At 63.6% G+C, this 22,821-nt stretch carries 15 protein-coding genes; 9 read left to right on the plus strand and 6 right to left on the minus strand.

The annotated features are described in order from the left end of the window. The first annotated feature begins 438 nt into the window (after positions 1-438). On the plus strand, positions 439-1,947 hold the full coding sequence (locus J3489_RS07700) for an aldehyde dehydrogenase family protein (protein WP_242539860.1): 1,509 nt from the start codon (positions 439-441) through the stop codon (positions 1,945-1,947). A 105-nt stretch (positions 1,948-2,052) separates the two neighbouring features. Next, positions 2,053-3,471, plus strand: coding sequence for an amidohydrolase family protein (locus J3489_RS07705; protein ID WP_206997113.1), 1,419 nt, complete (start codon positions 2,053-2,055; stop codon positions 3,469-3,471). A 27-nt stretch (positions 3,472-3,498) separates the two neighbouring features. Here J3489_RS07705 and J3489_RS07710 read toward each other — a convergent pair whose 3' ends face one another. Further along, positions 3,499-4,410: a LysR substrate-binding domain-containing protein gene (locus J3489_RS07710; protein ID WP_206997114.1), complete on the minus strand. Its 912-nt coding sequence runs from the start codon at positions 4,408-4,410 to the stop codon at positions 3,499-3,501. Positions 4,411-4,713: 303 nt separating this feature from the next. On the opposite strand from J3489_RS07710, the gene J3489_RS07715 reads away from it, so the two are divergent. Beyond that, entirely contained in the window at positions 4,714-6,723 is a 2,010-nt protein-coding gene (locus J3489_RS07715) for an alkaline phosphatase family protein (RefSeq protein WP_206997115.1), read from the plus strand. Positions 6,724-6,803: 80 nt separating this feature from the next. Here J3489_RS07715 and J3489_RS07720 read toward each other — a convergent pair whose 3' ends face one another. Continuing rightward, complete coding sequence (locus J3489_RS07720; RefSeq protein WP_206997116.1) at positions 6,804-10,100, minus strand: adenylate/guanylate cyclase domain-containing protein; 3,297 nt, start codon at positions 10,098-10,100, stop codon at positions 6,804-6,806. A gap of 194 nt (positions 10,101-10,294) precedes the next feature. Here J3489_RS07720 and J3489_RS07725 point away from each other — a divergent pair, with 194 nt between their 5' ends. Together J3489_RS07725 and J3489_RS07730 are read left to right on the plus strand one after the other, a co-directional pair. Continuing rightward, positions 10,295-12,523, plus strand: a complete 2,229-nt coding sequence (locus J3489_RS07725) for a SulP family inorganic anion transporter (protein ID WP_206997117.1) — start codon at positions 10,295-10,297, stop codon at positions 12,521-12,523. A 179-nt stretch (positions 12,524-12,702) separates the two neighbouring features. Beyond that, positions 12,703-14,148, plus strand: a complete 1,446-nt coding sequence (locus tag J3489_RS07730) for an NAD-dependent succinate-semialdehyde dehydrogenase (RefSeq protein ID WP_206997118.1) — start codon at positions 12,703-12,705, stop codon at positions 14,146-14,148. A gap of 237 nt (positions 14,149-14,385) precedes the next feature. On the opposite strand, the gene J3489_RS07735 is transcribed toward J3489_RS07730, so the two are convergent. Further along, positions 14,386-14,778, minus strand: a complete 393-nt coding sequence (locus J3489_RS07735) for a hypothetical protein (protein WP_206997119.1) — start codon at positions 14,776-14,778, stop codon at positions 14,386-14,388. Further along, the gene (locus tag J3489_RS37495) at positions 14,771-14,917 is read right to left on the minus strand and encodes a DUF2164 family protein (RefSeq protein ID WP_242539861.1); all 147 of its coding nucleotides are present in this window, start codon (positions 14,915-14,917) and stop codon (positions 14,771-14,773) included. Before J3489_RS37495 ends, J3489_RS07735 begins: the two co-directional genes overlap by 8 nt. Before the next feature lie 995 nt (positions 14,918-15,912). Between J3489_RS37495 and J3489_RS07745 the strand changes: the two genes are divergently transcribed. The 4 genes from J3489_RS07745 to chrA all read left to right on the plus strand — a co-directional run bounded on the left by J3489_RS07745 (position 15,913) and on the right by chrA (position 21,317). Continuing rightward, complete coding sequence (locus J3489_RS07745; protein ID WP_206997120.1) at positions 15,913-17,838, plus strand: potassium transporter Kup; 1,926 nt, start codon at positions 15,913-15,915, stop codon at positions 17,836-17,838. Between the two features lie 74 nt (positions 17,839-17,912). After that, positions 17,913-18,572, plus strand: coding sequence for a response regulator (locus tag J3489_RS07750; protein ID WP_206997260.1), 660 nt, complete (start codon positions 17,913-17,915; stop codon positions 18,570-18,572). After that, positions 18,572-19,993, plus strand: a complete 1,422-nt coding sequence (locus J3489_RS07755; protein ID WP_206997121.1) for an ATP-binding protein — start codon at positions 18,572-18,574, stop codon at positions 19,991-19,993. Before J3489_RS07750 ends, J3489_RS07755 begins: the two co-directional genes overlap by 1 nt. A gap of 88 nt (positions 19,994-20,081) precedes the next feature. Then, positions 20,082-21,317, plus strand: coding sequence for a chromate efflux transporter (gene chrA, locus J3489_RS07760; protein WP_206997122.1), 1,236 nt, complete (start codon positions 20,082-20,084; stop codon positions 21,315-21,317). Positions 21,318-21,334: 17 nt separating this feature from the next. Here chrA and dmeF read toward each other — a convergent pair whose 3' ends face one another. Continuing rightward, the gene (dmeF, locus tag J3489_RS07765) at positions 21,335-22,372 is read right to left on the minus strand and encodes a CDF family Co(II)/Ni(II) efflux transporter DmeF (RefSeq protein ID WP_206997123.1); all 1,038 of its coding nucleotides are present in this window, start codon (positions 22,370-22,372) and stop codon (positions 21,335-21,337) included. An 8-nt stretch (positions 22,373-22,380) separates the two neighbouring features. Continuing rightward, positions 22,381-22,659: a metal/formaldehyde-sensitive transcriptional repressor gene (locus J3489_RS07770; protein ID WP_206997124.1), complete on the minus strand. Its 279-nt coding sequence runs from the start codon at positions 22,657-22,659 to the stop codon at positions 22,381-22,383. Positions 22,660-22,821 lie beyond the last annotated feature (162 nt).

A 22,821-nucleotide genomic window follows, 5' to 3' on the forward strand; every position in this document is an offset into this window, starting at 1 on the left:
CCCCGCCTTGGCTGATTGCAGGAGGATGAAACAGCCTCGTCAACCGGCCACATCCGGTCGACGTCACGCCCCGGATTATAACCAGGCCGCTGCAAATATTTTGCAACCGATTGTATTTAGGGCGGCATGATACGCCTCCCGGGCGCTCGACCCGGCAATTCGCCCTTCTCAACGCGACTTGAACTCTGCAATCGATTGCATTATAGTGATCCATGTCGGAGCCGAACTCCGCCAACGGCAGCTGAATAGCGTTCCTGAAATGCACATTTTCACTGCAGACAGAAACTGCGACAAAACCGGCGCATGCCTCAGCCACGTTCGTTTTTGATGGCGATTTGCCGTGCGCCTCACGACTGTCGAGCCGAACGAAACGTCAGATCGACGTTCGTTCGAAGCGGCACCATTTTATTGCAATCGATTGCAAAGGAGTTGTTTGATATGGCCGAGCCATCTCTGGATAGATCAAAGCTGAACCGCCCATACTGGAGCGCCATCCTCGGCGGAAAGGCGGTCGAGGTGGACGCAGCTCAGACCTTCTTCGTGGTTGAAGAGGCGGCGACCGCAAGTCAAATTGCCAAGGTCGTCTCGTCGGACGAAGATCTCGTGGATCGGGTCGTCAGCGATTCGCGGCAAGCGTACGAGTCTGATTGGAAGCATCGCTCGCCGCGCGAGCGTGCGCAGCTTTTGCATCAGGTCGCAGCCAAAATTCGCGAGCATGCGGACGAACTCGCTGAACTGGAAGCTCGCGAAGTCGGTAAGCCCAAGCGCGACGCATTGCGCTTCGATGTCTCTTACTGTCATGCCTGTTTCGACTACTTTGCCGGTCTTGCCGATACGCTTCACGGCGAGATCCTGGACCAGGGGCCGATTGAAGCGCGTGTTCTTTTTGAGCCGTACGGCGTGGTAGCCGCGATTCTGCCGTTCAATTGGCCCCCCATTCACTTTGCCAAGAAATCCGCGCCCGCGCTGGCTGCCGGAAACACCGTCGTCGTCAAACCCGGCGAGCAAGCGCCGCTAACGGTTCTTCGACTAGTCGAGCTGGCCAATCAGGTGCTGCCGCCGGGCGTCCTGAACGTTGTTCCCGGCATCAAGGCGGGTCCCGCGCTCGCATCGCACCCGAAAGTCGAGCGCATCAGCTTTACTGGAGCGACGGCAACGGGCCGTCGGGTTTTGCAAAGTGCCGCGGAAAACATTACTTACGCAACGATGGAGCTTGGCGGCAAGAACGCCCTGCTCGTGCTGGAAGACGCCGACATGGAAGTCGCGCTAAACGTCGCGCTCGAAGGCATGTTCTATAACCAGGGTGAGGCATGCACCTCCACCGCCCGCATCCTCGTCCACGAATCCCGGTACGCTGAGTTCGAAGAGAAATTTGCGCGCGCAACCGAGAAGCTGGTGGTCGGCAATGGTCTCGACGCCCGAACCGATATCGGACCGATGGTCGACGCAAAACAACGAGACCGTGTGATGGGATATATCGATATCGCGCTACGTGAAGGCGCAAGAATGGTCACGCAGGGCAAGCTTCCCGACGACGAGCAATACAAAAACGGTTACTGGGTGCCGCCGACGGTCCTCGGCGACGTCACGCCGACAATGACGGTTGCACAGGAAGAGATTTTCGGCCCAGTTGCATGTCTGATGCGATTCAAGAGCGAGGATGAGGCGGTCGAGATCGCGAATGGGACTGCTTACGGTCTGACCGCGGCGATTTGCACAACCGACGAGAACCGAGCGTGGAAACTAGCGCCGAGGCTGGACGCAGGCATGATTTTCGTCAATAACTATATGCGCCGCGCGTTCCTCGGATCGCCGTTCGGCGGCGTGAAGGGTAGCGGTTTCGGCCGCGAAAACGCGACGGAAACCTTGAAGGAATTCGTGCGCTCGAAGAACGTTCGTTTCCCTTCCGGTAAAGCGCCCATCCCAACCTGGCCGCCGAAGGATTGACACCTCAAGGCCATGAATAGTGGCGAGACCTAGGAGGACTGCCGCCCGCAGTTCAGCTCGCGCGGCGGACTCCCGTAAAGATCAAGTGACGATGGAAGAGAGGCGATGAAGAAAGTTCTTATCAAGAACGGCTACGTGGTAACAGTTGACGGTGAGCGGAGAATTTTCGACGGCGGCGCTGTAGCTGTTACGGGAAGACATATTTCGGGGGTCTATTCACATGAAGACACCCCGGCCGACGGATTCGACGAAGTCATCGACGCGCGCGGCTGCCTGGTGATTCCGGGGCTAATCAATCTTCACCAACATACCTGGTATTCGATGTTCAAAGGCATCGCCGACGGCCTGTTGCTCGAAGACTGGATTACAGACATTGTGTTTCCGCTCGTCACGAATCTCTCGGACGAAGCCATGCGGCTGGGAAGTTACCAGTGCGGACTGGAAATGCTTGCCACAGGCACGACCACGTCTTTCAATCACTCGGTGACTGTAACTGACTCAAATACAGTTAGAGCGACGATTGAACCACAGGCCGAGATTGGAATACGCCAGTTCTTCGGTAAGGAACTACGTTGCAGAAACAACCGCTTTCTCGACCACCCTCTCACACTGGAAGAATCGCTCGCTTCGTCTGAAGAAGAAATCCGTTACTGGAATGGAAAGCACGATGGCCTGGTCCGGATGGGCTTGGTAATCGAGGCGAATGCACATTGGACATCGTCCGGCATGAGCACTGAAGAGCTCATATTGCAGGGTACCGAATTGGCGCGAAAACTTGACGTCAGAATCAGCAGCCACACTGCCGCAGGAACGTTCTCGACCGAAAAAGGCTTCCTTAAACATCTTCGGGAGACCGGACGGACCGATGTACGCTATTTGATGCAACTCGGCGTCCTGGATCAACACTGGATGCTGATCCACGGCATCCATTGCACGGAACTAGATCTCGAGCAAATGGCAGAGGTCGGCGCAGGGCTGGTTTATACGCCGACCAGTGAAGCTATCCGCGGAGGGGGTATCGCGCCAGCCGCAAATGCGCTGCGCGCCGGTGTTCCTACCGCCCTCGGGACTGACGGAGCCATGGTCGACTATACGAACGACATGCTTGAACAGGTGAAAGCGTGCGTGCTTTTCCAGCATCAACGTCATTTGGACCCGACCCGGATGTCGTTCGAGCGCAGCCTGGAAATGGCCACAATCAACGGTGCTCAAGTGTTGGGCGTCGCCGATGAATTAGGCTCCCTGGAAACCGGCAAGCTCGCCGACATTGCAGTCTTTGATATGCGGAAACAGCATATCGGCTCCTTGCAGCGCCCTCTTTCCGCGTTCATTGGTGCCGGCAAAGGCACTGATGCAAAGTACGTGATGGTGAACGGCGAGATTGTTTACCGTGAAGGTCGATTCACTCGGTGCAGCGATACTCGCGACATTCTGGACAGCGTGGAACGTCTTGCCCCTGAGATCGTTCGCAAAGCAGGCCTTTCGTCAAGACTGGACCTTCCGTGGCAAGGCTCTGCGCGTTGACGGCACGCATAGCGCCGACGGCCACGCTCAGCACTGCACAGCAATTGGGACGTGTTCCACCAGGAAGTCAATGAACGCCCGAACGGAGGGAAGCAGGCCCCTCCTCGACGGCATCAGCAGGCTGATCGTCGCGACGCCCGCCGTCCATTGAGGCAGTACGCGCACAAGTTGCCCCGTCTTTACCTCGGACTGGCCCACATATCCGGGCAGCGCAACGATGCCGATGCTCCGGCAAGCTGCGACTTTCAGAGTCGCCATGTCGTCGCTCAGCAAATACGGCTCGAAGGGAATGACTTCGGCCTGGTCGGCATGCCGGACATGGCGCAATCGCCATGCGTGTGTGTCCTGCACGCCGCCGAGCGCGATGCCGTCGTGGGCCGCAAGCGCGGCTGGCGTGTCCGGCACACCCTTGCGCTTCAGATAGGCCGGTCCGGCAAAGAGATGCCAAGGTGTCGTCGCCAAGGGCCGCTGGACCAGGGTGGAATCCGGCAGTGGCGTGGAGTGTGCGCGCAGACACAAGTCGAAGCCCTCCTGTACCGGGTCGACGTGTCGGTTTGTTGCGTGCTGAACGATGCGTACACGCGGATATTCGGCCATGAATTTCGGAATCAGTTCGGCCAACGCCAGTTGCGCAAAAGCGACCGAGCAGGAGAGGCGGATCGTTCCGCTCGGCTCCGCCGTGCGCTGGCGGACGACGCTCTCGGCCGCTTCGGCTTCTACCAGCATCGCAACCGCGTGCTTATAGAACGCTTCACCGACATCGGTCACGACGAAGCGCCGCGACGTACGCTGGATCAGCCGCGCGTCAAGCGCTGCCTCGAGCGCGAGAATGCGCCGGCTCAGGCTCGACTTGGGCAGGTCAAGCGCGCGTGCTGCCGCGGTGATCCCTTTGTTTTCCACCGCCTGCACAAAGTAGTAGACATCGTTCAGATCAAGCATGGTCACTCCCTTTTAAACGTCGCGGTCGAGATTCTCGCCGACAACGCCGCGCCCGAAGCGCAAGCCGTCTACGCTGCATTGGGTATCCCGTTCGCCGGCCTCGTCTGCGGCCTGAAGCAATACTTCTCAAGCCAGCGTGGATGACGTCACATGACTGGCACGAACGTGACATCTTTCCGCCTCCGCTGCGTCACCGTCGGGTTCTAAGTTTCTCCGTTGTAACGAGCCGTAAGAAATCGCAAGCACCGCAACGGTGCTTGCATTCGCAATGCCCCCAAGCGCACCACGTCAACGGAGATTTACATGAAGCGAACCAGCAAGTTCAGCATGCCGCTGCGGCATGCCGCATTGCTATGCGGTGCCGCGGTCCTGGCCGCAGGCAGCGCCGTCTTCCCATCGATTGCGGACAGCCAGTCGCAAACGCCCGCCGACGCCTCGGCGATCACCGTTTCGCCGATCAAGCATGTGATCGTGATCGTCGGCGAAAACCGCACCTTCGATCATGTCTTCGGCGCTTATCAGCCGCGTCATGGACAAACCGTGTCGAACCTGCTGTCGAAGGGCATCATCACCGCCGACGGTTCGCCGGGCCCCAACTTCTCGCTTGCCGCGCAAAACACGGCCAAAGCGACGGATCCGTCCAGCTTCGAGCTGAGCCCGGGATCGAAGCAGCCTTATCCCTACCTGCCGGCGCCGAACACGGCAGGCGTGCCCACCGCGGCAAGCGACACCAAGGCGCCGCCGTTTGCCACGCTTGCCGCTGCGCAAGCGGCCGAGGGCTACGCGCTCGAATCGCAAGACGTCGTTCACTTGACGACCGGCGCATCGGGCGTGCCGAACGACGTCGTCGATACGCGCTTCGGCTCGAACGCGTACATCCTGCCGAACGGTCCTTATCAAATCTCGAAGGTCGGCCCCGACTACGACCAGTACATGAACAGCCCGGTGCACCGCTTCTACCAGAACTGGCAGCAATCGGACTGCAACATTTCCCATATGACCTCCGACAACCCGAGCGGCTGCAAGATGGACTTGTTCGCGTGGGTCGAGACGACGATCGGCGCGGGTTCGAACGGCAACGCCCCGGCCGCGAACTTCACCGACGAGACGACCGATGAAGGGGCCACCGCGCTCGGCTTCTACAACGTGAACACCGGCGACATGCCGTACTTCACGGACCTCGCGCGTCACTACACGATCAGCGACAACTATCACCAGCCGGTGATGGGCGGCACGGGGGCGAACAGCATCATGATCGGCACGGCCGACGCGCTCTATTACACCGACGGCAAGGGCCACCCGATGACGCCGCCCGCCGACGAAATCGAAAACCCGAAGCCGCTGGCAAACACGAATAACTGGTACTCGCAGGACGGTTATTCGGGCGGCACCTACAGCAACTGCTCCGACAAGACGCAGCCGGGCGTGGGCGCGGTGCTGGACTACCTCGGCTCGCTGCCCTATCACCCGAAAGCGAACTGCGCGCCGAACACGTACTACCTGCTCAACAACTACAACCCGGGCTATTACGGCGACGGCACCGTGAACACGACGGACACGTTCACGATTCCGCCCTCGCCGGTGCGCACGATCGCCGATACGCTGATCGCGAAGAACATCTCGTGGAAGTACTACGGCGAAGGCTGGGCCACCTACAAGGCGAAATCGAAGACGAGCGTCTACTGCAACATCTGCAATCCGTTCCTGTACGAAACGGCGATCATGACGAATCCCACTAACGCCGCACACCTGGTGGACACGCCCGACCTCTACTCGGACATCGCGAACGGCACCCTGCCCGCCGTCTCTTTCGTGAAGCCGGGGGGACTGCTCGACGGGCACCCGGAGTCGTCGAAGTTCGGCCTCTATGAGGGCTTCGTGCACAAGATCGTCGATCTCGTGCAAGCGAACCCGAAACTGTGGGCCTCGACCGCGATCTTCATCACGACCGACGAGGGCGGCGGCTACTACGACTCGGGCTATATCCAGCCGGTCGACTTCTTCGGCGACGGGCCGCGCATCCCGCTGATCGTCGTGTCGCCGTATTCGCGCGGCGGACGCGTCGTGCACGACTACGCGGATCACGTCTCGCTCGTCAAATTCATCGAGCGCAACTGGTCGCTTGGGCCGATCACCTCGCGCAGCCGGGACAACCTTCCGAACCCGATGCCGTTGCCGACGAATCCGTACGTGCCGGTCAATTCGCCTGCGCTCGACGATCTGTTCGACGCGTTCCGATTCGTCCCGCCGGGTAAAGACAAGGGCGCTCAGGATGCCCAAGGCAATGGCGCGATCGGCATGCTTCCGTTCTAAGCGCAGCGGCTAAGCATTGCGTGTGGTTGAGCGGCGTGACTCGAAGTCCACCGGGTCACGCCGTTTTTTGCGCGTGAAAGTCAGGCAGCAAGCGCCGCATCCATCGCGGCAAGGTAGCTCCTGAATCCGGCCTCCAGCAACCCCGCGCGCACGCGCTCGAGTTCGCGCCGCGCGGCTTCGCCGCCGTGCCCCCGCAGAAAGCGGGCAAGGGCGCGGCCGCGTGCCGCGAAGAGTGCGGCCCAAGGCAGCGGTTCGCCGCGCGTGTAGTCTTCGAGGGCTGTCACGTAGCGCGCCGCGCCGTCCGCATCGCCCGTCGAAAGCATCGCTTCGATGGCGTCGCGGTAGAACCAGAGGTGGTTGTGGCCCACCGCGCCACGCTGCAACAAGTCCGCGCCTTCGGCCAGGAGCCGGTTGCGCTGAGCGTCATCCTCGACCGCCCGGCACAGCGCGCCGACGGCTTTCGGCGCACAGAATTGCATGCCGATTTCGCGGCAGATTTCCAGCGCTTCCTGCAGAACGTGAACGGCCTCGCTGCGGCGCCCGCAATCGAGCAGCACGCGCCCGCGCATCTCCAGGTTCTGCGCCTCGAAACGGCGCGCGCCAAGCTGCCGGATCAGCCGCATTTCCTGCTCGAGATGAATCTGCGCCGCCTGCCCGTCGCCCAGTTCGTGGCAGGCGTATACGCCCAGCGTCTCGCACAGCATTTGCGCGCGCGGCTGTCCGATGAGACCGGCCGCGCGTGCGGCCGCGACCGCGTCCTCACGCGCCTGCCGCGCCTCGTTGAGATAGATGCGGCTGAAGCCTTGCATCGAACGATTGGCCACCTCGACGCGGCCAAAGCCGTGTTCGCGGCTCAATGCGACGCAGCGGCTGAAGTGCTCGAAAGCGGTCCGCATGCGCCCCTGCGCATACGCCGCGTCCGCAAGACCGCCCAGCGCGCGAGCCTCCGCTTCGGGCAAGCCCAGGCGCCGGGCGCACGCAAGCCCCTGTTCGTGCTCGGCGCTGCAATCCGCGATCCTTCCGAGGGGAAAGAGGATGTTGCCGCGCAGATGATGCAGGCGCGCGAGCTCCGCCACCCTGTCCTCGCGCTCCGCCACCTTCTGAGCGGAGTCCAGCAGCGCGAGCGCCTCGGCGAGACCTTCGTTCACTCTCAAGCCTTCCGCGAGCCCGAGCTGGCAGCGGCAGAGACTCATGTCGTCGGGCGCGGCCGCGAGCGCCGCCCGGTACGTGGCGATCGATGCCTCGATGTCGCCCAAGTCCCGCTGCAGCTCGCCCATGCAGCAGCTGAGCGCGTGGCGGTCCGCAGCCGTTTTCGCGATCTCCAGGCCCCGCTCGCTCAGGCGCAGCGCGGACTCGGCAAGGTAGGCCGTGCGCTGCGCGATGGCGGCGTCGAGATACGCCTGCGGTGCGCGGTCGTCCTCCGCGCGGTCGAGATGCTGGGCGTAGAGCGTCGGGTCGCTGGCCGCGAACCAGCCGGCCGCGCGCCGGTGCAAGTCGCGCCGGCGTGTTCGCAGCAGCGTCGAATAAGCGCCCTCCTGGATCAGGGCATGGGCGAACAGATAATCGCCGCCTTCCGGCAGCACGAGCGCGTTGGCGAGCAGCCCGTCGCAGACGTAATCCGGTTCGTCGATGAGCCGGCGCAGCAAGGCGAGGTCGAAGCGCTGGCCGATCACCGCGGCCGCCTGGAATGCCAGGCGGTCGCGCGGCGACAACCGGTCCATGCGCGCGAGCACGAGACTCTGGATCGATGCCGGGACCGTCTTGCCGCTGCCCTCCTCGGCGTTGCGCAACAACTGTTCGAGAAACAACGGATTGCCGCCCGCGCGCTCGATGCACGCAAGCGCGACGCGCTGCGTCGCATCGATGTAGTTGCCGGCAAGGCTCAGCGCCTCTTCCTTTCGCAACGGACCGAGATCGATGGTCGCGAACCGGATATCGCGGCAGCGCGCGCGCCATGCGGCGTCGAGCGGATCGCCGTCCACGCGCGACGTCATGACGACGAGGCCCGGGCCATTGGCGGCCCCCGCGGCGAAGGCCGCCAGATAGTCGAGCACCTGCGGGTCGGCCCAATGCAGGTCTTCGACCACGATCATGGTCGCCGCGCGCCCGCACGCATCCTCGGTGAGCCTCGCGGCGAGCGCCTCTTTGCCGCGCTTGCGCGCGCCGTGATCCATCGCGTCGTAGAGGGTCCGCCATTCGCCGGCTTGCGGAAGATCGAGAAGGTCGTGGAGAAACACGAGCTGCTCGGGCTTGACGATGCCCGCCGCAGCGACGCGTTCCGCCGCGCTGCGCCGCGTGTCGCCCGGAGCCGCGGGCGGCAGGCCAAGCAGGCTGCCGACGATCGCCTGCACGGGCCCCTGTCCCTTGCCGACGCCGAAATCCAGCACCAGACCGCGATGGACCGCGAAGCCCTGCGCCTGCGCATGGCTGCGCATCTCGTCGACCAGACGCGTCTTGCCGATGCCCGCCTCGCCGCGCACATACACCACGTGACCCGCCCGCTGCGCGAGACACGCGCGGACGATGCCGTGAAATTGCTCGAGCTCGGCATGGCGCCCGATGAAGCGGCTGCGGCTGGCCGCCGCCGGCTCGCACGCCATGCTGCGCAGCCGCCACACGCGCACCGGCGCATCGAGGCCCTTGAAGCGCATGTCGCCGGCCAGGTCGCATACGGCGCTGTCGCCGAGTGCGCGCCGCACGTCGTCGGACAGCAGCGTCTCCCCGCTGCCCGCGGCGGCCACGAGCCGCGCGGCCAGGTTGACCGGATCGCCATGCACCGTGTAGTCCTGCGCGTCGGCGCGGCCGAGCGCCCCCGCGACCACTTCGCCGCTCGCGATGCCGACGTGCGCCTGCAATTGCCGCGCCGCTTGTCCGCTCAATTGCGCGAGCGCATCGTGGATATCGAGCGCGGCGCGCGCGGCCCGCAGCGTGTCGGTATCGTGCGCGCGAGGCGCGCCGAACAGCGCCATGACGGCATCGCCGATGTGCTTGTCGATCGTGCCGCCATACGCAAGCACGACGCCGTCGACGAGGGCCGTATAGCGGCCGATCAGCGCGCGCAATTCTTCCGGGTCGAGCGAATGCGAAAGCGCGGTGTAGCCGCAGAGATCGGCAAAGAGAATCGTGACTTGCCGGCGCTCGTCCGCCGGTGCGCCGGCCGCGGGCGCAGGCGCGGACGGCGCGGAGAGCGGCGCCGCCGCGGCACGTTCGGCAACGGCCGCGAGCATGCGCTTGCGGTGGCCGAGCGAATGAACGCCAAGCTCTTTCAAGTCCGCATCGGTCAGCTGCGGCAGCATCGACATATCGATGTCGTTCTCGCCGAACGCTCGCGCGTATTGCTCGAGGCCCAAGCCGGCCAACCATTGCTCGATGTCCATCGTCGTCGCCCGTATCCGCTGCCGCGCGGCACGCTTGCCGCGACCGCCTCGCCATGACCGCCTCGCCATGACCGCCTCGATTACCCAGTGTAGGTCTTCGCCAAGCGGGCCGTATGGGGTTTGACAGGTTTCGAAGCGCGGACGGATACTGAGCAGCGCCTCCCGCGCGCCGCCGCATTTCACCGGAGATCCCCGTGAAGCCTGGTACGACAGGTTCAGTCTCCGAGGTTCCTCCAAGCTCCCGCATCGCCGGCCTGCTCGGCGACCTGACCGGCGGCGCGGTATCGACGCTCGTCATGCTGTGCTATGCGATGAGCCTCGGCACGATGATCTTCAGCGCGGATCTCGCCCGCTATGCCGTGCTCGGGGTACCCACCGCGCTCGTCAGTTGCGTCGTGACCGCGCTGGTGATCGCCTTGACGAGTTCGATGCGCCTGAACATCGGCGGGCCCGACAGCAATGCCACGGCGTTTCTCGCGGGCGTCGCGGCAGGCGTGGCCAGCAGCGTCCGTGCCGACGGCGGCTCCCCGCAGACCCTCCTTTTGACCGTGCTGATCGCGATCGCCCTGTGCTCGATCGTGACGGGCATCGTGCTGTATGCGATCGGTTCGTCGAAACGCAGCCGCTCGCTGCAGTTCCTGCCCTACCCGGTCGTAGGCGGATTTCTGGCCGGCACCGGCTACCTGTTGCTGGCGGGGGCGTTTCGCGTCTTGACGGGCGAGCCGCTGCACTGGCGCACGCTGGCGGTGCTGACTCACCTGCACTGGCTCGCATGGACGCCCGCCTTGCTCGTGGGCGCGCTGTCCACGCTCCTGACCCGCACCTGGAAGCACGCTGCCGCCTTGCCGCTCGTGCTTGCTTTCGGGATCGCGCTCTTCTACCTCCTGCTTCACGCGGCCGGCCTGTCGATCGACGACGCGCGCGGCATGGGCCTTTTGCTCCCGCGCGCCGCCCTGCATCTGCCCCGGCTTCCCGAATTGCATCTGCCTGCACCGTTGGCGCAGGCAAACATCGACTGGCGGGCCATCGGCGCGCACTTTCCGGAAACCCTGGTGGTCACATCGGCATCGGCGATCACGATCCTGATGAATTCGACGGCGATCGGCGCGGCGACAGGCGAGGATGTCGACTTGAATCGCGAGATGCGGGCAGCGGGCCTCGCCAATGTCGCAAGCGGCTTGCTGGGCGGGATGGTCGGCTATCAATCCTTCAACCGGTCGATGCTCAACGCGCGCGCCGGCGCCACGAGCCGCGTCGCCGGCGTGTTCGCGTCGCTCGCGTGCCTGACCGTGCTTGCCGTCTCGCCGGATCTGGCGGCACTCTTCCCGGTGCCGGTGCTGGTCGGGCTCCAGGTCTTCATGGGGCTGCGCTTGCTGATGGAGTGGCTGGTCAGCGCCTATGCGAAGCTCAATTGGTACGAGTATTTGCTCGTGCCGCTCATCTTGGGTGTGATTGCGGGCTATGGCGTGATCGCCGGTGTCGCGGCCGGCGTCGTCACTGCCTGCGTGATGTTCACACTGCTGTACGGCCGCGTCAGTTGCATACGCATGGAGTTCGACGCCGGCACGCGCACGTCGACTGTCGAGCGCAGCATCGAGGAGACCCAGCAGCTCCATCGGCTCGGCGCGCAGGTGTGCGGGATGTGCCTGCAAGGCTTTCTCTTCTTCGGCACGGCCAATTCGATCCTGCAGCGCATGCGCGTACGGTTCGCCGCGTGCGGGTCGGCGCCGGTCCGCTTCGTCGTCCTCGACTTCGCTTCGACCCATGGCATGGACGCTTCGGTGTCGATCAGCTTCGTCAAGCTCCGGCAGCTTTGCGCGACGATGGATGCGGACCTGGTACTGACAGCGCTGCCGCCCCGCTCGCGCGATCTGCTCATGAAAACGGGCACGCTCAAGCTCCGGATTCACGAGTTCGAAACGCTGGACGCCGGCTTGGAATGGGTCGAAGAACAGGTGCTCGCATCGAATGCGCGGGCGCCGGGTCGCGACGGCGGTTTCGCCGCGACGCTTGCGCCGCATTTCACGGCGCCGGCTCTCGAGGCGCTGTCCGCCCGGCTCGAGGTGCGCGACTTGGAGGCCGGTCAACCGCTCTTTCTGCGCGGCGAACCGGGCGACGCGCTGTATCTCGTCGAACGCGGGCGAGTCGCCATTTCGCTGCCGCTTGGCGACGGCCGCTCGGTGCGGCTCCGCTCGTTCGGCCCCGGCACGGTCGTGGGCGAAATGGCGGTGTACACGCAGCAGCGGCGCAGCGCGGACGTGCTCGCCGAGGCGCCCACGCGTGTGCGGCGCTTATCACTGCAGGCGTTGTGCGCGCTCGAGCAGGAGGACCCGATGACCGCGCAGCAATTCCACCGCTTTCTCGTCAAGGTCATCGCATCGCGGCTCGCCGTCGCCGACGAAGCGTTGCGCGCCGCCTACTGAGCGCTCGACGACGTGCGGCCTTGCGACGCGCGGCTGACGCGCCGGATCGCAGCGCGCCGCCGCGCCCGTCGGAGAATGCGTTGCCGCGTAATCAGATAAGATCGCTCTATCCGCAGGCTCCCCCCGGCTGCTTTCATAGCGAACGCAGCCTGTCGTCCCCCACTTTTCAGGAAAAAAGCATGGTCACACCGAGCTATACCGATACCCGTCTCTTGATCAACGGCGAATGGTGCGACGCCTTGAGCGGCAAGACGCTCGACGTCATCAATCCCGCGACCGGCAAAGCGATCGGCAAGGTCGCCCACGCCGGCATTCCCGATCTGGACCGCGCATTGGCCGCCGCGCAGCGCGGCTTCGAAACGTGGCGCAAGGTCCCGGCCCACGAGCGCGCGGCGACGATGCGCAAGGCCGCTGCCCTGCTGCGCGAACGCGCCGAAGAGGTGGCGCGCCTGATGACGATGGAGCAAGGCAAGCCGTATGCCGAGTCGCGCATCGAAATCCTGTCGGCCGCCGACATCATCGAGTGGTTCGCCGACGAAGGACGCCGCATTTATGGGCGCGTCGTGCCGCCGCGCAATCTCTCGGTCCAGCAAACGGTGCTCAAGGAGCCGATCGGGCCCGTGGCCGCCTTCACGCCGTGGAATTTCCCGGTCAATCAGGTCGTGCGCAAGCTGTGCGGCGCGTTGGCGAGCGGTTGTTCGTTCCTCGTGAAAGCGCCCGAGGAAACGCCCGCATCGCCGGCGGCCCTCTTGAAAGCGTTCGTCGATGCGGGCGTGCCCGCCGGCGTGATCGGCCTCGTGTTCGGAGACCCCGCCGAGATTTCCGGCTACCTGATTCCGCACCCCGTCATCCGCAAAGTCACGTTCACCGGCTCGACGCCGGTCGGCAAGCAACTCGCGGCGCTCGCGGGTGCGCACATGAAGCGCGCCACGATGGAGCTGGGCGGTCACGCACCGGTCATCGTCGCCGAAGATGCCGACGTCGAACTGGCCGTCAAGGCGGCGGGCGGCGCGAAATTCCGCAACGCCGGGCAGGTCTGCATCTCGCCGACGCGCTTCCTCGTCCACAACAGCATCCGCGAGGAATTCGTGCGGGCGCTCGTCAAGCACGCCGAAGGCCTCAAGCTCGGCGACGGCCTCGCCGAAGGCACCAACCTCGGTCCGCTCGCCAATGCGCGCCGCCTGAGCGCGATGAGCAAGGTGCTCGAGAACGCGCGCGCCACGGGAGCCACGGTCGAGACGGGCGGCGAGCGCATCGGTGCGGAAGGCAACTTCTTCGCGCCGACGGTGTTGTCGAACGTGTCGCTCGAAGCCGACGTGTTCAACAACGAGCCGTTCGGACCGGTCGCGGCGGTGCGCGGCGTCGACTCGCTCGAAGAGGCGATCGCCGAAGCCAATCGCCTGCCCTACGGCCTCGCGAGCTACGCGTTCACAAAGTCGTTCCGCAACGTGCACCTGCTGTCGCATCAGCTCGAAGTCGGCATGCTGTGGGTCAATCAGCCCGCCACGCCGTGGCCGGAAATGCCGTTCGGCGGCGTCAAGGATTCGGGCTACGGCTCCGAAGGCGGACCGGAAGCGATGGAAGCCTATCTGGTGACCAAGTCGGTGACGGTCGCGGCGGTATAAGCGAGGCCTTCATCGCTCGGTCTTGAATGACTGAGGTTGTGTGCGGCGCGAGGCTGTTTTGGCGTCTGCGGAGCGCGTATCCTGGCAGCCCCCGCCGCACTCATCTCCAAACTGAGCGATGTACGAGGTCAAGCGAGCACGCAAGCAGCCCGCCTGCTCTCGCCCCGCGGTACTCACCGATAAAAACCAGGACCGTCGACATAGCCTTATTGTCCTCTTGGCGCGTATGCACTACCGTTATGGCCTAGCAGCCCGATTGATATCCTCGATACACAGCGAAGCGATTTGCCATCGATTCTCAAGAACCAGCCACAACTCAAAAAACTCACATTGGCTGACGATTTCGCCCTTTCTCCTGAACGACGCGAAACCCGATACGGTGGCCCACTCGGTGTGCTCACGAATCTCGCTGATCAATTCCTTGAACTCCACATCGCCGGGCCTCCTGTTCGGAAATTTGGCCTGGCTTCGTTCGATATTTGCCATCTGCCCAGCCTTGGATATCTGCTCGGCTCCTTTTCTTACAAAGAAAGATGGAGCCTCCAGATATGCGAGCCAATCTACCTCGCCATTAAGGTAGGCATCGATCCAGACCTCTCTCATCTGCTTGAGCGAATACTTCTTATTCATATTGCAACAAAAGATCAAGCTGCTCTGAAATATCGGATAACTTTCGATCCAGCACTTGCTGCGCGTCCAGCACACCTTCGTTGTATGCCTGGTTGCGCACCAGCTTGTACAATTTCTCGGCAAGCGGAAGAACTTCCATGTTGCCAACTGAAATCCCCTACTCGCTCTCCAGCAAATCACGGACTCTCGAGGAAAATTTAATTGGGTCGAACTTATCGTTATTCACGATGCCTCCTAGAATGCGGGGAAATTGAATTTCGGTCCCTTTTCGAGACGCTGTTCGCGTAGTCTGGTTTGAAAAACCGGGACGTGATCTATTTCGTCATCCTTATCAATCAACCGCATCAGAATTTGAGTTGCCTTGGGGCGATCCGCTGCCGCAATCTCCAACTGCACTGACTAGGACTTCACGCGTTGGCAGTCCCGCATGCCACGCACGCAAGGCGGTCAGTGCCGCGGCATCAAGAAATTCGATCGCCAAAATCGACCTTTTTTTGGTTTCTTGAAGCGCGAGTCGGAAGACCACGGCACATGCTACACACCACCTTGCCAAATGCATCCTTCTTGTAATTTTTGTTGAATATTTTTGAAAGTTTCTGGCGTTGATGGTCGGTATGCGACGGGGTTGCTGCCTCCCGCTTCAGGGGTAAGCAGCCGGGCGGCAGACAGCCATAGCGGCGCCCAGACCGCCAGCCATAGAAGCGAAACATCGTTGGCACGGCCCCTGCGTATTGCCCATGGACGTTGAAATACGTTGAGGAAGCCTTATTTCAGCTTGCATGACGTTGTACCGCGCGGGCCTTCTCGGCATTTGTCGGGAAGGCCCGCGTTGCAATGAGCCGGCGGTTCAGCAGTTCCGCATTGATATGACGTAAGCCGCGCTATAGCGCGCACGCCAGTCCACTCGCAGCCCCCGCCTACGGCGTCCCCAGCGGCGCGTAGACAATTTTTTTACGCGTCACGATTCTTACCTCGATGCTTCCCTATACTTCGAACTGCTGCAGATAGAAAGCCAAGCGTCAAACAATACAACTCGCTTTCAGACCGGACAGGCCGAATAGACTGACGAACCGACATGCGGCGCACACGGAGGTGCTCTTCCTTTGCGCTGCGAGCGTCAATCTGGAGGGAGACATGAGCCTACCTGCAACCGAAACATCCGGCGCCGGGCATGTCGGCGAGCCTCGGCCGCACAAGCCGGCCATGCCCGCGCTGGCGCTCGCCGCGCTCGGCATCGTGTACGGCGACATCGGCACAAGCCCGCTCTACACGATCCAGACCGTATTCGACCCCGCCAACGGCCTCGCGCTCAACCGGTTCAATTTGATCGGCATCGTCTCGCTGATCTTCTGGTCGCTGATGGTGGTCGTCTCGCTCAAGTACGTGGCGCTCATCCTGCGCGCGAACAACCACGGCGAAGGCGGCATCATGGCGCTGCTGTCGCTCGCCGCCTCGTCGGTGGCAACGAAGAAGCGGCTGCGCGGCACCCTGCTCATGGTCGGCATCATGGGCGCGGCACTCTTCTTCGGCGACAGCGTGATTACGCCGGCGATATCGGTGCTGAGCGCGGTGGAAGGGCTCGAAGTCGCGGCGCCGCTGCTCAAGACCTACGTGATACCCGTCACGCTCGCGGCGCTGATCACGCTGTTCCTGATGCAGAAGCACGGCACGGCGGGCATCGGCGCCGTATTCGGGCCGGTCATGGTGATCTGGTTCCTCGTGCTGGCCGTGGCCGGGCTCATCAACATCATGGACGCGCCCGCCGTCCTGACCGCGCTCAATCCGTTCCAGGGGCTCGCCTTCTGCCTGCATCACCGCTGGCTCGCATTCGTCGCGCTCGGCGCAGTGGTGCTGTCGCTGACCGGTGCCGAAGCGCTCTATGCCGACATGGGCCACTTCGGAGCGAACCCGATCCGCCTCACGTGGTTCGGTCTCGTGTTTCCGGCGCTCGCGCTGAATTACCTCGGACAAGGCGCATTGCTGCTCGCCAATCCGTCGGCGATGCAGAATCCGTTTTACCTGCTGTTCCCGCAATGGGCGCTGTTTCCGATGATCGTGCTCTCGACGATCGCCACCATCATCGCGTCCCAAGCCGTCATTTCGGGCACCTATTCGATGGCCAAGCAGGCCATGCAGCTCGGCTTCCTGCCGCGCATGACCGTCGTGTACACGTCGGCCAAGGAGATCGGCCAGATCTATGTTCCCGGCATCAACTGGTCGCTGCTCTGCGCGGTCGTGGCCGCCGTGATCGGTTTCGGTTCGTCGACCGCGCTCGGGTCCGCCTATGGGATCGCCGTGACCGGCACGATGCTCATCACGACCTGCCTGACGTTCTTCGTCGTGCGCTACGCATGGCACTACAACTGGTTCCTGTGCGTGTTCGCAACCGTGTTCTTCTTCATCATCGACGCCACGTTCTTCTCGGCCAACTTGCTCAAGATCGTGCAAGGCGGCTGGTTCCCGCTCGCGATCGGGATCGTGATGTTCACGGTGATGGCCACCTGGGGACGCGGCTGGGAAATGATGCTGGCCGAAGCCGCGGTACGCGCGGGCGCCACGCCGCTGAAGTCGTATTTGAATACGCTGCTCTCGCACTCGCCGACGCGCGTGGGCGGCACCGCGATCTTCCTGTCGCCCGATCCCAACAGCGTGCCGCATGCGCTCGTGAACAATCTCATCCACAATCGCGTGTTTCACCAGCGTGTGGTGTTCCTGACCGTGAGCACGAAGGAGATCCCTTGGGTTCCGCTCAGCAAGCGCGCGACGGTGCATCGGCTCGAAGAGGACTGCTACCAGGTCACGATCCATTACGGCTTCAAGGACGAAGTCAATCTGCCGGTCGCCCTCGAATCCTGCAAGCCGTTCGGCCTCGTATTCGAGCCTTCGGAGACGTCGTACTTCCTGAGCCGCGCCAATGTGGTCCCGGTTTCCAACGTAGGCATGGCGCTGTGGCGCGAAAAGCTGTTCGCGGTGATGCTGCATAACGTCGGCAACGTTGCGGCTTATCTCAAGCTGCCCGCCAACCGCGTCATCGAGCTTGGGGCTCGCGTGGAGCTGTGAAGCGCACGGGTTCGCCCCTCGCGATCGAGCCGCGGATGACTTATGCTTACCCGGACTCTACGGGGCTCTTTCTCATGCGCATTCTCCTGGTCGAAGACGATGATTTGATCGGCAGCGGTGTCGAGGCAGGTCTTCGGCAAGCCGGCTATGCGGTCGACTGGGCGCGAGACGGCCGCAAGGCCATGCTCGCGCTCGAAACCACCGCCTATGCGCTCGTCGTGCTCGATTTGGGCTTGCCGCTCTTGTCCGGCAACGAGCTTCTGAAATGGCTGCGCGACGCCGGCAACGATGTGCCGGTGCTCGTGCTGACCGCGAGAGGCACCGTCGCCGACCGAGTGGGCGGACTGGAGGCCGGCGCCGACGACTACCTCGGCAAGCCGTTCGATCTGACCGAGCTCGTCGCACGCAGCCGCGCGCTATTGCGCCGCTCGCAAGGACGCAGCGTCGAAGTGATCCGCTATCGCGGCCTGGTGGTGGACCCGGCGGGACAAACCGTGTTGCGCGACGACGCGCGCGTGCCGCTCACCGCGCGCGAGTTGGCGGTTCTCGTTCAATTGCTGACCCATCAAGGCGTGCCTCAATCGAAATCGCGTCTCGAAGAGAGCCTGTATGGCTGGCAAGAGGAAATCGAGAGCAATGCGATCGAAGTGCATGTGTCGAATCTGCGCAAGAAGCTCGGCGCGGATTTGATCACGACCGTGCGCGGCATCGGCTATGTGATGGAGAAGGCCTGATGCCCGCATCGATACGGCGCCGTCTCGTGTTCCTGATTCTGGCCAGCATCGCGCTGGTGTGGACGGTTGCGCTGGTGTCGAGCTTTCGCCACGCGGCGCGCGAGGTCGAAGAGTGGGAAGACGCACGCCTCGCCGAATTCGCGCAATTCCTCGTCGTCTTGAATCCTGCCGATCTCGCCGCGCTGGCGAAGACGCACATCGACGCGCGCGACGAATACGACACGAACCACGCCAATAGCACGGACGACGAAGACCCGCTGCCGCGGGACATCCTGCTGCAAGTGCGCGACGCCGGCGGCCGCATCCTCGCGAGCAGCCCGGAACTCGGGTCGCTGCCAGGGTGGGACGCGCGGACGCCGGCCGCTCCTGGCATATGCACGCTGACGCTCGGCGGCAAGCTGTGGCACGCGTACACGCTCCGCGACAACGCCAGCGGCCGGACGGTGCGCGTGCTCGAGCCCGCCAACACGCGCAGCGATCTCGCGACCGGCGCCGCCCGCCGCATTTCGCGGCCGATCGCGTTCGCGCTGCCGATCCTCGCGCTCTTGGTCTGGATCAGCATCGGCCACAGCCTTGCGCCGCTGCGGATGTTGTCGAACGCGATCCGCACGCGCGATGTCGGCAAGCTCGAGCCGATCGAAATGGGACCGACGCCGACGGAAGTCCGCCCGCTCGTCGACGCCATCAATCAATTGCTTGCGCGGCTCGCGTTATCGATCAAGCGCGAGCGCGCGTTTACGTCCGACGCTGCGCACGAATTGAAAACGCCGCTCGCAGCGATCAAGGTTCAGGCGCAGGTCGCACTCGGCGCAACGGACACGGCATCGCAACAGCTTGCGATGCAGCGCGTGGTGCAAGGCGTCGATCGCAGCGCGCATCTCGCCGGGCAATTGCTGCTGCTCGCGCGACTCGACGAGCACGACCCGCTGCCGGCGGCGCCTGTCGAACTGGACACGCTCGCACGACATGCGATTGCGGCCAAAGAGCCCAACGCGCGGCGCAAGGGCATGCAGGTCGCGCTGATCGATGGCGAGCCTTGCGAGGTGGTCGCCGAACCGCTCTTGATGGGCATCTTGCTCGACAACCTGATCGACAACGCGATCAAGTACGGCGACGCGGGCGGCCGCGTCGAAGTGGCGATACGGCGCGACACGCGAGCCGTGCTGCTGACGGTGAGGGACGACGGCCCGGGCGTCACCGCCGAGGACCGCGCGCGCCTCACCGATCGATTCTTCCGCTGCAAAGGCGCGGGCGCGGGCGGCAGCGGCTTGGGCCTGTCGATCGTGGCGCGCATCGTCGAATACTTCGGCGCGCAATTGACGTTCGATGCCGGAATCGGAGGCGCGGGGCTTGGCGCGGAGGTCGCGTTTCCCGCTGCCGTCAAGGTGCCGGCACGCGTCACATCGGCGGCGCAGGCTTAGCGAAGCCGACACGTTGCGGCAATCAGCCCCCCCGAACAAAGTAATATGACCCACACCCGCCCGCTTCGGAGCCCTCCCGCGCGTCGTCATGGAAACCGAGCTGATACCGTATCCGCACAAACAACCACGCTCGGCGCTTGCCGTACTGTTCGTCTTTCTCAAGCTCGGCCTGACGAGCTTCGGGGGGCCGATCGCTCATCTCGGCTATTTCCGGCGGCAATTCGTCGAGCAGCTCGGCTGGCTCGATGAAGAATCGTTCACGGATCTGGTCGCGCTTTGCCAGCTGCTTCCCGGCCCGGCGAGCAGTCAGGTGGGGTTCTCCATCGGACTGTTGCGTGCCGGATGGCTAGGCGGTCTTGCGGCATGGTGCGGCTTCACACTGCCTTCGGTCGCGTTGCTGCTGGCCTTTGCCGCCGTCGCGCCGGATTTGCACGGCACGCTCGGAGCCGGCTTGATCCACGGCCTGAAGCTCGTGGCCGTCGCGGTCGTCGCGCAGGCTGTCTGGGACATGGCCCGCCGTCTTTGCCCGGATCTCACGCGTGCAGCCATTGCACTTCTTGCGCTCGCGGCCGCGAGTGGGTCGACCAACGCCTACGGGCAGTTCATCGTCATCGTCCTTGGCGCGGTGCTTGGACTCGTCTTCTGCCGAACCAAGCCGTCTGCCGCCGCGCGTGCACGCCCCGTCGGCGCAGAGGAGTTTCCTGTTTCGCACACGTTCGCCTTGCTCGCCTTGGCGGCTTTCTTTGCGCTCTTGCTTGGACTGCCGGCCATAGCGGCGATTGACCCAAGCCACACGCTCGCGGTATTCGATGCGTTCTATCGGTCCGGCGCGCTCGTGTTCGGCGGCGGGCACGTCGTGTTGCCGCTTCTTCAACAACAGACCGTGGCGACCGGCTGGGTCGCGCCGGGCGATTTTCTCTCCGGATACGGCGCGGCACAGGCGGCTCCCGGCCCCCTGTTCACGTTCGCCGCATTCCTCGGCTGGCGGATGCTCGCGGCGCCCCACCATTGGACCGGCGCATTGCTCGCGACGGCCGGCATCTTCCTGCCAGGCTTGCTGCTCGTGCTCGGCACGCTTCCCTTTTGGCGGCGGCTCCGCGCCAGTCAGGCGTTGACCGCGATCCTCAATGGGACAAACGCCGCCGTGGTGGGCTTGCTCGGTGCCGCGCTGTACTCGCCGGTATGGACGAGCGCGGTCGTGACCAAGATCGATTTCGTCGTCGCAGCGATCGGGTTCTGCTTGCTGACGCGCTGGAAGGTGCCGCCGCTGGTTGTCGTTGTCTTTTGCGTCGCGGCAGCCTTGATCGAATCGATGTGGGGCTGAGCCGGTCGGGCAGCCTGTCAAGCTGCAGCACGCGCAAGGTTCACTTCGACCGTCACATGCGATAGCCCTTCGAAACGCTTGAGGGCCGCGTGATAGAAGCTCGGATTGCGCTGTGCCTCGCTGGTCGCGACCGACACCACCGCACTCATGTGACCCGGCCCCACGCGCCACACGTGAAGGTCGAGCACCTGGTCGCCGTTGTCCTCGACCAGGTGGCGAACGTCGTCGGCCATGCGGCGATCGGGGCTGATGTCGAGCAGAATCCCGCCGGTGTCGCGCAGCAGCCCGTACGACCAATTGGCGATCACCAGCGCGCCGATGACACCCGCAAGCGGGTCCATCCAGACCCAGCCGAAAGCGCGCGCCAGCACGAGACCGGCGATGGCCAGCACCGAGACCGCCGCGTCCGCGATCACGTGGAGATACGCCGAGCGGATGTTGTGGTCGCGGGTTGCGGCTGCGTGGACGTCGTCGTCGTGGCGGTGTCGGCGAGCGTGGTGCTCGTGATGGCCGTGATGGCCGTGCTCATGACCATGATGCTCGTGCTCATCCTGTTCATGACCGTGACGGTGACCGTGGCTATGTCCATGATGGCCCCCGCTCAGCAGCCACGCGCTCGCGATATTGACCAAGAGGCCCAGCACCGCGATCGGTATCGCCTGGCCGAAGTCGATCGGCACCGGCGAGAGAAATCGTGAAACCGCCTCATAGCCGATCAAGAGCGCAATCATCGCGAGCACGATGGCGCTGGTGAATCCCGCGAGATCGCCGAGCTTGCCCGTGCCGAAGACGAAGCGCGAATCGCTCGCGTGCTTGCGCGCGTACGTGTAGGCCAGCGCCGCAATCAGCATCGCGCCCGCGTGCGTCGACATGTGCAGGCCATCGGCAACCAGCGCGAGCGAGCCGAACATACTGCCGCCGACGATTTCGGCCACCATCATCGCGCTGCACAGCGCAATCACGGCCCATGTCCTGCGCTCGTTCGCTTCGTGAGCCGCCCCCAGAAAAATGTGGTCGTGCCCGGCGCCAAATGCCGCGTTTTTGAAATCGCCCATCTCTGCCTCTATTTGAAATAGCTGTGGACGACTTCGATCAGCTGCTCCGTCGCGCTGCCTTCGTGCTCGCCGCCGCCTTCGTCGGCGTCGACCAGATGCGTGCGGATGTGGTCCTCCAGCACCACGGCCAGGAGACCGTTCATCGCTCCACGGCAACTCGTGAGCAGTTGCAGGACATCATGGCAGCCGCGCTCTTCCTCGAGCGCCCGCTCGATGGCCTCCACCTGGCCCTTGATACGGCGAACGCGGTTGAGCAGCTTTTGTTTCTCGCGAATGGTGTGGCTCATCGAAAGCCCTCCTATAGGGTAGGGGAGTATATATCAATCGATGAAACCGTATAAAGAGGAGGGGTATTTCGGTCAGGGCGCGTCATACCGCCGAGGCGTGCTTGCCGGATACCGGCAGGGGTCATACACGAATCGATCACTTTCCGATCGACCACAAAAACC

The sequence above is a fragment of the Trinickia mobilis genome (assembly GCF_017315705.1).
Taxonomy (GTDB): Bacteria; Pseudomonadota; Gammaproteobacteria; order Burkholderiales; family Burkholderiaceae; genus Trinickia_A; species Trinickia_A mobilis.

What these genes read in the sequence shown, in the direction of transcription:
- J3489_RS07735 (WP_206997119.1), bottom strand. Translation starts at nt 14,778, where the DNA reads ATGAATAAGAAGTATTCGCTCAAGCAGATGAGAGAGGTCTGGATCGAT.
- J3489_RS37495 (WP_242539861.1), bottom strand. Translation starts at nt 14,917, where the DNA reads ATGGAAGTTCTTCCGCTTGCCGAGAAATTGTACAAGCTGGTGCGCAAC.
- J3489_RS07700 (WP_242539860.1), top strand. Translation starts at nt 439, where the DNA reads ATGGCCGAGCCATCTCTGGATAGATCAAAGCTGAACCGCCCATACTGG.
- J3489_RS07755 (WP_206997121.1), top strand. Translation starts at nt 18,572, where the DNA reads ATGCCCGCATCGATACGGCGCCGTCTCGTGTTCCTGATTCTGGCCAGC.
- J3489_RS07715 (WP_206997115.1), top strand. Translation starts at nt 4,714, where the DNA reads ATGAAGCGAACCAGCAAGTTCAGCATGCCGCTGCGGCATGCCGCATTG.
- J3489_RS07770 (WP_206997124.1), bottom strand. Translation starts at nt 22,659, where the DNA reads ATGAGCCACACCATTCGCGAGAAACAAAAGCTGCTCAACCGCGTTCGC.
- J3489_RS07720 (WP_206997116.1), bottom strand. Translation starts at nt 10,100, where the DNA reads ATGGACATCGAGCAATGGTTGGCCGGCTTGGGCCTCGAGCAATACGCG.
- dmeF (WP_206997123.1), bottom strand. Translation starts at nt 22,372, where the DNA reads ATGGGCGATTTCAAAAACGCGGCATTTGGCGCCGGGCACGACCACATT.
- J3489_RS07710 (WP_206997114.1), bottom strand. Translation starts at nt 4,410, where the DNA reads ATGCTTGATCTGAACGATGTCTACTACTTTGTGCAGGCGGTGGAAAAC.
- J3489_RS07705 (WP_206997113.1), top strand. Translation starts at nt 2,053, where the DNA reads ATGAAGAAAGTTCTTATCAAGAACGGCTACGTGGTAACAGTTGACGGT.
- J3489_RS07750 (WP_206997260.1), top strand. Translation starts at nt 17,913, where the DNA reads ATGCGCATTCTCCTGGTCGAAGACGATGATTTGATCGGCAGCGGTGTC.
- chrA (WP_206997122.1), top strand. Translation starts at nt 20,082, where the DNA reads ATGGAAACCGAGCTGATACCGTATCCGCACAAACAACCACGCTCGGCG.
- J3489_RS07745 (WP_206997120.1), top strand. Translation starts at nt 15,913, where the DNA reads ATGAGCCTACCTGCAACCGAAACATCCGGCGCCGGGCATGTCGGCGAG.
- J3489_RS07730 (WP_206997118.1), top strand. Translation starts at nt 12,703, where the DNA reads ATGGTCACACCGAGCTATACCGATACCCGTCTCTTGATCAACGGCGAA.